Raw genomic sequence first — 10,922 nt, 5'->3', positions numbered from 1 at the left:
GGGGCCCAGGGGGAAGAAGAGGTATCAGCGCAGTGAATCGCATGCGCACGTCCGCCGCAGTCCTGGCCACCGCGGGGGCCCTTACCGCCGCTCAGCTCGGCCTGGCCGGCTCCGCCTCCGCGGCGTCCGGTCCGACCGCCGTGAAGGCCGCGCCGCGCGCCGTCGCCGGCTGCCCGATCGACATCGTCTACCCGAAGCGCTTCTACTACGACGCGCACGGCAACGTCACCAACGGCGGCCTGTACTTCGGCATCAAGAGCAAGACCACGCAGAGCATCAAGAAGGTCACCTTCACGGTGACCAACACCAAGAACATCCGCTTCAAGAAGGCGACGCCGACGGGCGGCAAGATCACCCGCCGGACGACGAAGACGGTCTCCGTCTACGACAAGAGCCTCGGGGGCAAGGCGAAGCTCGGCTTCAAGGTGCAGACCCGGCTGCTCAACACCCGTTCGTTCGGGGTGAAGTTCACCCTGCGCGGCACCGGCTGGAACTGCTCGGTCAACCAGGGCACCTGGGGACCGGCGTAGTCAGTCCGCGTCGGCGGGCCGGGGCGGCCACGCGTCGCCCCAGTCCGCGTCGCGGGCCGCGCGGTAGAGGGGGCCGTGACGCTTGGTCACGGTCTCCCTGCGCAGGGACTCCTCGGCCCCGCACAGGTCGAGGAGGACCTGGCCCTTGCGGATCTGCGGGCGGCGGACGACCCGGGAGGGCGCCGGGTCCGGCTCGAAGCGCACCGCCGCGACATAGCTGAACTTCTCGTCCTCGTACGCCAGTGAGCCGCCCTTGACCTGGCGGTGCAGGGACGACCTGCTGACCCGGGCCGAGAAGTGGCACCAGTCCGTGCCGGGTTCGATGGGGCAGGCCGAGCTGTGCGGGCAGGGCGCGGCGATCCGGAAGCCCGCCGCGACGAGCCGGTCGCGCGCCTCCATGATCCGGCCGTAGCCGTCGGGGGTGCCGGGCTCGATGACGACGACGGCCCGCGCGGCCGCCTCCGCCGCCGCGTCGACGACCGAGACGCGGTCGGCCCCCGTCAGCTCCCCGAGCACGTACGACACCGTGACGAGATCAGCGCTCTCGATGGCGAGCGACGCTCCGATACGGGAGCGCTGCCACCGTACGCCGCTCAACTGCGGCGTCGTGCCCGCCAGTTCGCGCCCCAGGGCCAGCGCGGGCTCGGCCCAGTCCAGGACCGTCACGGGCCGCTCCCCCGCCCACGTCGCCGCCACCGCCCAGGTCGCCGCGCCGGTCCCGCCGCCCACGTCCACATGGCTGCCGGGCGCCCAGCCCTCGGGCGCCGCGTCCGCGAGCGCCGCAAGAGCCGCACGGACCGCCTCGAAGGTCGCGGGCATCCGGTACGCGGCGTACGCGACGACGTCCGCGCGGTCGCGCAGGATCGGGGCGTCGGTCGGGGTGCGGCCCCGGTAGTTGGCGATCAGCCGGTCGACGGCCTGGGTCGCCTGCCGGGGCGGGAGACCGTCCAGGAGCCCGGCGAGGGCGGCGCGCAGGGTCTCGGCGGGGGAGGCCGGAGATGCCGGAGAGGTCGGGGGGAGGGGGGCGTTCACCCCGTGATTCTACGGGGATGGGAGTGGGGCGGGAGCGGACGGTGATCGGTGGGGAGAGGGAGCGTCATGCTCACAGAGCCGCGGGTGGCCCGGGTGTCCCGGCCACGGGTCCGCTGCCACCGGGCCCTGCGGGCGTCCGAGGTCAGCGCCCCCGTGCCGCCCGCGCCAGCCGCGTGCCCGCCGCCGCGCGGGGCCCGCTGTCGGCGGCCCTGCGCCGGGGATGCACGGTGTTCGCGAGCAGCACCAGGAACGTGTCCGTCGCCGGGTCGAGGACCAGCGAGGTGCCGGTGAAGCCGGTGTGACCGGCCGCCCCGCGCCCCGCGAGCTCCCCCATGAACCACGGCTGGTCGACGCGGAAGCCCAGGCCCGGCCCGGCCAGCATCAGCTCGACGAAGTCGGGGCCGAGGATGCGGGCCCTGCCGTACGAGCCGCCGCACAGCAGCGTGCGGCAGAAGACCGCCAGGTCGCGGGCGGTGGAGAAGAGGCCCGCGTGCCCGGCGACGCCGCCGAGCGCCCAGGCGTTCTCGTCGTGGACCGTGCCGCGCAGCATCCCCCGGTCGGCCTTCGCCCAGGGCCTGCGCTGGTCCTCGGTGGCGGCGGCGTCGGGGCGCGGCCCGAAGCCGGTGGCGGTCATGCCGAGCGGCCGGGTGATGCCGTCGCGGACCAGGGCGTCGAAGGGGCGGCCGGTGAGGCGCTCCAGGATGCGCTGGAGCAGCAGCATGTTCAGGTCGGAGTAGACGTAGTCGCCCGCCGCGGTCGCGGGGGCCTCGGCGCGCAGGGCGGTGAGGCGCGCGGCGTCGTCCGGGCAGCCGTACAGCGGCAGCTCGGGCCGGAGTCCCGAGGTGTGGGTGAGCAGCTGCCGGACGGTGATGCCGTGCTCGGCGGCGGCCGTGAACTCGGGGACGTACGCGCCGACGAGCGCGTCGATGCCGAGCGTGCCGCGCTCCAGCTGCTGCACGGCGGCCACCGTGGTGAAGAGCTTGGTGAGCGAGGCCAGGTCGAAGGGGGTGGTGGTGCGCATCGGCACGCGCCACTCGCGGGGCAGCTCGACTCCGGCGTCGGTCTCCGGGTCGTACGCGGCGTAGCGCACCGCCCAGCCCGCCGCCTCCTGGGCCGCGATCACCGGTCCGCGGCCGACGACGACCACGGCGCCCGCGCACCAGGGGCGGGGGCCGCGGGTCAGGTCGCGCACCTCGTCGACGAGGCGGCCTATCTCGTCGGGGTCGAGGCCTGCCCGCTCCGGGGAGCCGGGGCGCAGGAGTCTTGGTGTGCTCAGTGGTCCGCCTCCTGCGCGGCCGGTCGCTGCCAGGGCCGGCAGAGTCCCACGAAGCAGGCGATGGCCGCCAGCGCGCAGACGAGCTGGACGACGGCCATGGGGACGGCCGTGCCCTCGCCCGCGATGCCGACGAGCGGCGAGGCGACCGCGCCGACGAGGAAGGAGGTGGTGCCGAGCAGCGCGGACGCGGAGCCTGCCGCGTGCGGGGTGCGGATCAGCGCGAGCGACTGGGTGTTGGGCATGGTGAGGCCCATCGACGACATGAGGACGAAGAGCCCGGCGGCGACGGGGAAGAGGCCGACGTCGCCGAAGACGCCGAGGGTCATGAGCAGCAACGCCGTGGCGGCGGTCGTGATCATCGCCAGGCCGACGGCGAGCACCTTGTTCAGGCTCGTCCTGCCGACCAGGACCTTGCCGTTGAGCTGGCCCGCGGCGATCAGTCCGACGGAGTTGACGCCGAAGAGGAGGCTGAAGGTCTGCGGGGAGGCGCCGTAGATCTCCTGGATCACGAAGGGCGAGGCGGAGATGTAGGCGAAGAGCGCGGCGAAGGCGAAGCCGCCCGCGATCATGTATCCGGCGAAGACGCGGTCGGCGAGGAGCGACTTCATGGTGCGCAGCGCCTCGACGGTGCCGCCGCTGTGCCGCTTCTCGGGGGCCAGGGTCTCGGGCAGCCGCCGCCACACGAGGAGGGTCAGCGCGGTGCCGACGACGGTGAGGACGACGAAGATGCCGCGCCAGTCGGTGAAGCGCAGGACCTGGCCGCCGATGAGCGGGGCGGCGATGGGCGCGACGCCGGAGATGAGCATCAGGGTGGAGAAGAAGCGGGCCATCTCCACGCCGTCGTACAGGTCGCGGACGACCGCGCGGGCGATCACTATCCCGGCCGCTCCCGCGAGGCCCTGCAGCAGCCTGAAGCCGATGAGCAGCTCGGCGGTGGGGGCGAAGGCGCAGGTGGCGGTGGCGAGGACGTAGACGAGCAGGCCGATGAGGAGGGGGCGGCGGCGGCCCCACTTGTCGCTCATGGGGCCGACGACGAGCTGGCCGAGCGCCATGCCCATGAGGCAGGCGGTCAGGGTCAGCTGGACGGTCGCGGCCGGGGAGCGCAGGGCGTCGGTGACCTCCGGCAGGGCCGGCAGGTACATGTCCATGGAGAGCGCGGGGACGGCGGTGAGGCCGCCGAGGACGAGCGTGACCAGGGCGCCGGTACGACGGAGGGCGGCGGGGCCGTTCGGCGCCGCCGCCTTCGTTGCCGGATGTGCTGTTGTGGCCTGCCCGAGCTCAGGCATCGTGCCCCTCCCATGTGCTGCGTGTAGGTCTCCATGGTCGCAGCTGTGGGCTCCGCCCCGGTACGCGGTGCACGTGGCTCGGTCAGGCTCGGCTTCGCCGGGTTCGTCGGCTTCGCCGGGTTCGTCGTCGATCGGCGGACGGGCTCGAACCGCCCGGGGGCGGCTACGCGGGCTTCAGCCCCGGGTCGCCCGCCTCCGTCACGAAGGACGCCGCCGTCCTGATGGGGGCGCCCGGCGTGGTGACCGCGGAGACCGTCTTGAAATCGGCCCTGGCCACGTCCTTGCCGTAGCCGACGGTCACGTAGCCGCGGCGGCCGTTGTAGAACTTCAGGTGCGGGTTGGCCTTGGTGTACGTCTCCCAGTTGGCCGGCTTGTCGGCGCCGTCCTTGCCGCTCGCGATGGACGTCGCGACGATCTCCGTGCCGACCGTGCGCGAGGACGGGTCGGCGAAGTCGGCCTTGATGTCGAAGGCGTAGCCGACGTGCACGTCGCCGGTGAGGACCATGAGGTTGTCCAGGCCCGCGGCCTTCGCGCCCGCGAGGACCCGCTGCCGGGAGGCGCGGTAGCCGTCCCAGGCGTCCATGGAGAGCTTGGCCCGCTCGTTGAGGTCCAGGCGCCGCTCGGAGAAGGTGACCTGCTGCGGGACGACGTTCCACAGGGCGCGCGAGCGCCGCCAGCCGTCGAGGAGCCAGCGCTCCTGGGTGGCGCCGGTGATGGTGCGCGCCGGATCGTCCGACTCGGGCCCGGGGACGTGCGCCCCGTCGCCGTACGCCTGGTCGGAGCGGTACTGCCGGGTGTCGAGGATGTCGAACTGGGCGAGCCTGCCCCAGGTCAGGCGCCGGTAGAGCTGCGCGTCGGGCCCGCTCGGCAGCTGCGGGCGGCGCAGCGGCTGGTTCTCCCAGTACGCGCGGTAGGCGGCGGCACGGCGGAGCAGGAACTCGGCGGGCGGGTCGTCGTTCTCGGAGACGTCGTCGGCGTAGTTGTTCTCGGCCTCGTGGTCGTCCCAGGTGACGACGAAGGGGTGCGCGGCGTGCGCGGCGCGCAGGTCGGGGTCGTGCTTGTAGAGGGCGTACCGCAGGCGGTAGTCCTCCAGGGTCTTGGTCTCCTTGTTGAAGTGGGCGGGCAGCGTGCGGTCGGTGTAGTTGCGGGCGCCGCCGACCGCGTTCACGGCGTACTCGTAGAGGTAGTCGCCGAGGTGGAAGACGACGTCGACGTCGTCCTGCGCCAGGTGCTTGTACGCGGTGAAGTAGCCGTCGTGGTACGCCTGGCAGGAGACGGCGGCGAGGGTGAGGGCGCCGGGGCGGCTGCCCGCGGACGGCGCCGTGCGGGTGCGGCCGGTCTCGCTCACCCACCGGCCGGTCCTGAAGCGGAACCAGTACGTGCGGCCCGCGTCGAGGTGGTCGGCCTCGACGTGCACGGTGTGGCTGAACTCGGGGTGCGCGGTGACCGTGCCGCGTCTGGCGACGCGCCGGAAGCGGGCGTCGTGGGCGAGCTCCCACTGGACGGTGACGCGCTCCTGGGGCAGGCCGCCGCCGGGCTCGTAGGGGGCGGGGGCGAGGCGGGTCCAGAGCAGGACCGAGGAGGGCAGCGGGTCTCCGGAGGCGACGCCGAGCGTGAAGGGGTCCTCGGTGATGCGGCGGGCGTCGAGCTCGGCGGCGCCCGCGACGCCCGCGGTGGGCAGGTTGGTGGCGAAGGCGAGCGCGGCGGCGGCGCCGGTGACGGTGAGGAAACGACGGCGCCCCAGATGACGGGCGGCGGCCCGGATCTCGGACGCGTGCTGCTGGCCTGCGGGTGTCATGTGGCCCTCCCCTGACGATTGGTGTCAAGGGCATGCAAGTGGCGGGGGACGACGCGGGCCTGTCGCGTACACAACAGCCGCATGGCGGGCGGATGATGTCCGCGTGGACAGCCCTCCCGTACGCTGCGGGGCCATGAACGCTGAGCGAACTGCCCCGCCGAAGACCGCCGTGGTGACCGGAGCCGGCTCCGGAATCGGCCGCTCCGTCGCCCTCGAACTGCTCGCGGCGGGCTGGTCGGTGGCGCTCGCGGGCCGCCGCACCGAGACCCTTGAGGAGACGGCCGCCCTCGCGCCGGCGGCGGACGGCGCCGCCCTGTGCGTCCGTACGGACGTGTCGCGCCCCGACGACGTGGCGGCGCTCTTCTCCCGCGTACGCGAGGACTTCGGCCGCCTGGACCTCCTCTTCAACAACGCGGGCACGTTCGGCCCCGGCGGCGTGCCGGTCGAGGAGCTCCCCTACGACGCCTGGCGGCACGTCGTCGACACCAACCTGAACGGCGCGTTCCTGTGCGCGCAGGCGGCCTTCCGGCAGATGAAGGAGCAGGACCCGCAGGGCGGGCGCATCATCAACAACGGCTCGATCTCGGCCCACGCCCCGCGCCCGAACTCGGTGGCGTACACGGCGACGAAGCACGCCCTGACGGGCCTGACGAAGTCACTCTCCCTGGACGGCAGGCCGTACCGGATCGCCGTCGGGCAGATCGACATCGGCAATGCCGCGACCGACATGACCGAGCGCATGCAGTCCGGGATCCTCCAGGCGAACGGCCAGTTGGCGACCGAGCCGGTGATGGACGTCTCCGACGTGGCGCGCACGGTGCGGCACATGGCGGAGCTGCCGCTGGAGGCGAACGTCCAGTTCGCGACGGTCCTCGCGACCAACATGCCGTACGTGGGGCGGGGTTGAGGCCCGCGGGGGCGGCGGCGCCAACGCCCTGAAGGGGCCGGATACGGGCCGGGGTGGCGCATGGTGGCGCGACAGCACGGCCGGAATCTCTACAAGTGGAGTTTCAGCTTCCGCGTCAGGTCGGGTCAGTACTCCCCGTATGCTCGGCTCCTCTCCACGAGAACTTCACACTTGGAGCACTCCTTGCGCATACGCACCGCGGCCCCCGCCGTCCTCGCCGCCACCGCCCTGTCGGTGTCCTTGCTCACCCTGTCCCCCGCGTCGGCGGCGACCGTGCGCCACCAGGGCGGGCTGCACCTCGGCTACATCCAGTACGACAGCCCGGGCCGGGACAACCGCTCGAACTCCTCGCTGAACGCGGAGTGGGTGAACATCCACAACAACGGCCGCTCGGCGGTCCAGCTCAAGGGCTACAAGCTGAAGGACAACACCGGCTACACGTACACCTTCGGCAGCTACAAGATCGGCGCGGGCAAGACCGTCAAGGTCCGCACCGGCAAGGGCCGCGACGCCTCGGGCGTGCGCTACTGGGGCCGGGGCAACTACGTCTGGAACAACACCGGCGACAAGGCCCGCCTCCTCAAGCCGAGCGGTGCGCAGCAGGACTCCTGCTCGTGGTCGCGGCTCGGCTCCGGGGCCGCGAACTGCCACTGACCACTGCCACAGGGGAGGGGGCAGGGCGACCGCTCCGCGACGAGGGACCCGCGGTTGGGGCCGTGGGGAACGGCCCGCGTCGCGGAACGGTCGCCCTGCGAAACGTCGCGGGCGCCCTGTGCCCTGTTGGCTCTGTGCGGCGGTCAGGCCTGGCCGGTCTCGAAGCGGGAGACCTTGCCGCCGTCGACGGTGAACCGCCACTTGGTCCGCATCTCGCCCCAGGTGTCGTTGCGGAACGAGACGAGCAGCGTGCGGCCGCCGTCCGACTCCGACTCGACGTCCATGTGGCCGTTGGAGGAGAAGATCTCGCGGTCCGTCCAGTCGGCGATGTCCCGGTCGGACCCGTCGTCGGACATGGTCGCGCCGGGCGCGAGGAGGCCGTCGAAAGCGGACCTGTCGTGGGCGTTCACCGCGGTGACGAAGGCCTGGACCGTGGGGTCGCCGAGCCGGTTTACCTGGATGCTCATGGGCCTACGGTCACACCCCGCGGGGCGCGGCGCCACCCGTGCCGCACCCCGCGGGTCACCCGGACGGCCCCGCGAGCCGGGTGGCGGGGGCGGGTCCGGTGGACGGTGGAGGCGGACACAGCCGCACCCCGCCCAGGGGCCGAACCGGGAGTTCCCCATGACCACCTGCTCGTGCCTGGACCGACGTGACCTCGGACTGCTCCTGCTGCGCGCGGGAACCGGCGGGGTGCTCGTCGCGCACGGCGCCCAGAAGCTGTTCGGCTGGTTCGGCGGCGGCGGCATCGAGGACACCGGCGCCTTCATGGAATCCGTCGGCTACGCGCCCGGCAGGCTGAACGCCACCGTGGCCGGGGTCGCCGAGGCGGGCGGCGGCGCGCTGCTCGCCCTCGGCCTCGCGACGCCCGCCGCGGGCTCGGCGGCGGCGGGCGCGATGGCCGGCGCCGCTGCCGTGCACACGCCGAACGGCTTCTTCAGCCAGGGCGGCGGCTACGAGTACCCGGCGTTCCTCGGCATGGTCGCCGCTGCCCTCGCCGTCACGGGGCCCGGCCGCTACTCCGCCGACCACGCGCTCGGCCACTGGCTCAACCGAGGCTGGATGGTGCCCGCCGCGCTCGCGGGAACGGCCGTCGGGGTGCTCGCGACGCTGGGGGCGCGGAAGAAGAACGTCCGCGCGGCGGACGAGGGCGCGACGGATGCCTAGCCCGGGCCCGGCGCACGCCCCTGCCGTACGCCGGTGATGTCGCACCCCCGTGACAAGCTGCGCACCATGGACGATCAGCAGGGCACGCCGCGTACGGGCCAGGACCCGTGGGACACCGTCGACCGCCTCTACGCGTGGCTCGATTCCCACAACCGCCGCGCACCCCAAGAGGCCCTGCTCCTGCGGGTGTTGAAGCTGTCGGAGGAGGTCGGCGAGGTCGCGCAGGCGGTCATCGGCGCCACGGGACAGAACCCGCGCAAGGGCACCACCCACACCTGGGACGACGTTCAGGCCGAGCTCTGCGACGTCGTCGTCACGGCCATGGTCGCCCTGCGCACGCTCACCCCGGACGCGCGGGACGTTCTGGCCACGCACCTGCGCCGCCTCGACGAGCGCGCCGGAATTCCTTTGCCGCCCGCCCCTTGAGGTCCTAGCGTCACCGCATATGACCACTGCCTCTGATCAACCCCCGCGCCTCACCCGCCTCACCTTCCACGGCCCCCTCTCCGAGACCCGGGCGGCCGGACTCGTGGAACGTCTCACGGCGGCCGGCCCTCGTACCGTGCTCGACCTCGGCTGCGGCTGGGGCGAGTTGATGCTCCGCGTCCTCGAAGCCGCCCCCGAGGCCACCGGCGTCGGCGTCGACCTCAAGGCCGAGGACCTGGAGCGCGGGCGGACCGCCGCGCAGGAGCGCGGTCTCGGCGACCGGGTCGTCTTCGCCGAGGAGTCGGCGACGGGCACCGCGCGCGGCCCCGCCGACCTCGTCCTGTGCCTCAGCTCCAGCCACGCCCTCAGCTCCGCGGCGCCGCCCGGGGCGACCGTCGAGGCGCTGCACGTGCTGCGCCGCCTGGTCGAGCCGGGCGGCCGCGTCCTGCTCGGCGAGGGCTTCTGGCAGCGCGAACCCACCGCGAAGGAACTCGCCGCGATGTGGCCGGACGCCGACGCCGGTGAGCACCTCTCCCTCGGCGACCTGGTGGACGCCGCCGTCGGGGCGGGGTTCCGCCCGCTGTGGGTGGAGACGGCGAGCGCCGAGGAGTGGGAGGAGTTCGAGTCGGGCTACCGCTCCGACGTCGAGGAGTGGCTGGCCACACACCCCGACCACCCCTTGGCCGCCGAGACCCGCACCCGCGTCGACGCCCAGCGCGCGTCCTGGCTGCACGGCTACCGCGGGGTGCTCGGGATCGCCTATCTGACGCTGGTGCCGGTCGGCTGAGGCAACCGGGTCGGCTCGCCTACCGCCCGAACCACGCCTCGGCGAGCGCGTCGAGGGTCGGCTCGGGCGGAGCGGGCAGCTCCCGCAGGTACCGGGACAGGTTGCCGTACACGTGGAGCAGTGTGTACGCGAGGAGGTGGCGCGGCTCGAACGACCTGCCGTACGCCTTCGTGAAGAGGTCCATGAGCCCCGGCTCGGCGCGCGTGACGAAGAGGCCGACGCCCACGAAGTCGTACGCGGGGTCGCCGATCATGGCGGGCTCGAAGTCGAGGAGCCCGGTGAGCCGCCAGCCGTCGTCCGGGTCGACGGTCAGGTGCTGGCGCATGAACTCGGTGTGCAGCAGGGCGGGTTGGTGGCGTCCTTCGGCTTCGGGCAGGGGGACGGCGGCCAGGAAGCCGGGGATCTGCGCCAGCCAGTGCTCCGCGAGGCCGCGCTCGCGCTGCCGGTCGACCGCGCCCGCGCGCTGCCGCGCGAGGAACGCGTCCCAGTCGCCGGGGCCGAGGACGTCCGCGAGCGGTTCGGGGTCGAGCGCGTGCAGCGCGGCAAGGGCCTCGGCGGCGTCGGTGACGATGCGCTCCCGGTCGGCGCGCGGGATACGGGGCCAGGCGGCGGCGAGGTCCTCGCCGGGCAGGCGGGACATCAGGACGTAGCGCCAGCCGCTCTCGTACGTTCCCGAGCCGTGCACCCGGGGCGTGGGGACGGGAAGGCGGCCCTCGAGGTGGCTCAGCACGCGGGCCTCGGCGATGCCATCCTGGGCCGCCGCGCCGGGGAAGAGCTTCAGGACGTGCTCGTCGCCGACGGCGTAGACCGGCTGGGACCCTTCCGGGTAGCGGGTCAGGGGCGCGCCGGCGAGCCCGAGCCGAGCACACAGGTCCTCGGCCGCGGGCCGCACGACCGTCTCGTCGCCGACGACGCGGTCCCACTCTTCGTCCGTGTTCACCTCGGGCAGCATGACCGGCACCGTAGCCGCCGTCGGCGGGGCGTGGCGAAGGGTTTCCGGCGTGGAGCGTGGGGAGGGCGGCGCTCCGGACTCGCCGGGGCGCCGCCCTCCCCACTCCC

Annotated in this window: 12 protein-coding genes; 6 read left to right on the top strand and 6 right to left on the bottom strand. The window is 73.6% G+C overall.

Features of this window, described 5'->3' with window-relative positions:
• Nucleotides 1-41: 41 nt before the first annotated feature.
• A complete protein-coding gene (locus tag ACZ69I_RS03295) occupies nucleotides 42-530 on the top strand; it encodes a hypothetical protein (protein WP_467668559.1) in 489 nt (162 codons plus the stop codon).
• Here the strand turns inward: ACZ69I_RS03295 and ACZ69I_RS03290 are convergent, their stop codons facing one another.
• The 4 genes from ACZ69I_RS03290 to ACZ69I_RS03275 all read right to left on the bottom strand — a co-directional run bounded on the left by ACZ69I_RS03290 (nucleotide 531) and on the right by ACZ69I_RS03275 (nucleotide 5,922).
• Nucleotides 531-1,562, bottom strand: a complete 1,032-nt coding sequence (locus ACZ69I_RS03290; protein ID WP_467668561.1) for a small ribosomal subunit Rsm22 family protein — start codon at nucleotides 1,560-1,562, stop codon at nucleotides 531-533.
• Between the two features lie 142 nt (nucleotides 1,563-1,704).
• Entirely contained in the window at nucleotides 1,705-2,880 is a 1,176-nt protein-coding gene (locus ACZ69I_RS03285) for a serine hydrolase domain-containing protein (RefSeq protein WP_470830649.1), read from the bottom strand.
• Entirely contained in the window at nucleotides 2,835-4,124 is a 1,290-nt protein-coding gene (locus tag ACZ69I_RS03280; RefSeq protein WP_470830325.1) for a multidrug effflux MFS transporter, read from the bottom strand. The genes ACZ69I_RS03285 and ACZ69I_RS03280 overlap by 46 nt, the downstream gene beginning before the upstream one ends.
• 163 nt (nucleotides 4,125-4,287) lie before the next feature.
• Complete coding sequence (locus tag ACZ69I_RS03275) at nucleotides 4,288-5,922, bottom strand: alkaline phosphatase D family protein (RefSeq protein ID WP_470830324.1); 1,635 nt, start codon at nucleotides 5,920-5,922, stop codon at nucleotides 4,288-4,290.
• 133 nt (nucleotides 5,923-6,055) lie between these two features.
• Between ACZ69I_RS03275 and ACZ69I_RS03270 the strand changes: the two genes are divergently transcribed.
• Both ACZ69I_RS03270 and ACZ69I_RS03265 read left to right on the top strand, forming a co-directional pair.
• On the top strand, nucleotides 6,056-6,829 hold the full coding sequence (locus ACZ69I_RS03270; RefSeq protein WP_470830323.1) for an SDR family oxidoreductase: 774 nt from the start codon (nucleotides 6,056-6,058) through the stop codon (nucleotides 6,827-6,829).
• A 183-nt stretch (nucleotides 6,830-7,012) separates the two neighbouring features.
• Complete coding sequence (locus tag ACZ69I_RS03265) at nucleotides 7,013-7,483, top strand: lamin tail domain-containing protein (protein WP_467668570.1); 471 nt, start codon at nucleotides 7,013-7,015, stop codon at nucleotides 7,481-7,483.
• A 143-nt stretch (nucleotides 7,484-7,626) separates the two neighbouring features.
• Here the strand turns inward: ACZ69I_RS03265 and ACZ69I_RS03260 are convergent, their stop codons facing one another.
• Entirely contained in the window at nucleotides 7,627-7,950 is a 324-nt protein-coding gene (locus tag ACZ69I_RS03260) for a nuclear transport factor 2 family protein (RefSeq protein WP_467668572.1), read from the bottom strand.
• A gap of 157 nt (nucleotides 7,951-8,107) precedes the next feature.
• On the opposite strand from ACZ69I_RS03260, the gene ACZ69I_RS03255 reads away from it, so the two are divergent.
• The 3 genes from ACZ69I_RS03255 (at nucleotide 8,108) to ACZ69I_RS03245 (ending at nucleotide 9,863) form a co-directional block, all read left to right on the top strand.
• The gene (locus ACZ69I_RS03255) at nucleotides 8,108-8,650 is read left to right on the top strand and encodes a DoxX family protein (protein WP_470830322.1); all 543 of its coding nucleotides are present in this window, start codon (nucleotides 8,108-8,110) and stop codon (nucleotides 8,648-8,650) included.
• Between the two features lie 66 nt (nucleotides 8,651-8,716).
• Nucleotides 8,717-9,076: a MazG-like family protein gene (locus ACZ69I_RS03250; RefSeq protein WP_467668576.1), complete on the top strand. Its 360-nt coding sequence runs from the start codon at nucleotides 8,717-8,719 to the stop codon at nucleotides 9,074-9,076.
• Nucleotides 9,077-9,095: 19 nt separating this feature from the next.
• Nucleotides 9,096-9,863 (top strand): SAM-dependent methyltransferase, encoded by a 768-nt coding sequence (locus ACZ69I_RS03245; protein WP_467668578.1) that lies wholly within the window; start codon nucleotides 9,096-9,098, stop codon nucleotides 9,861-9,863.
• 19 nt (nucleotides 9,864-9,882) lie between these two features.
• Here ACZ69I_RS03245 and ACZ69I_RS03240 read toward each other — a convergent pair whose 3' ends face one another.
• The gene (locus ACZ69I_RS03240) at nucleotides 9,883-10,815 is read right to left on the bottom strand and encodes an aminoglycoside phosphotransferase family protein (protein WP_470830321.1); all 933 of its coding nucleotides are present in this window, start codon (nucleotides 10,813-10,815) and stop codon (nucleotides 9,883-9,885) included.
• Nucleotides 10,816-10,922: the final 107 nt, after the last annotated feature.

This window comes from Streptomyces sp. NPDC036815 (assembly GCF_055609205.1).
This window is presented reverse-complemented; position numbering and strand designations above follow the sequence as displayed.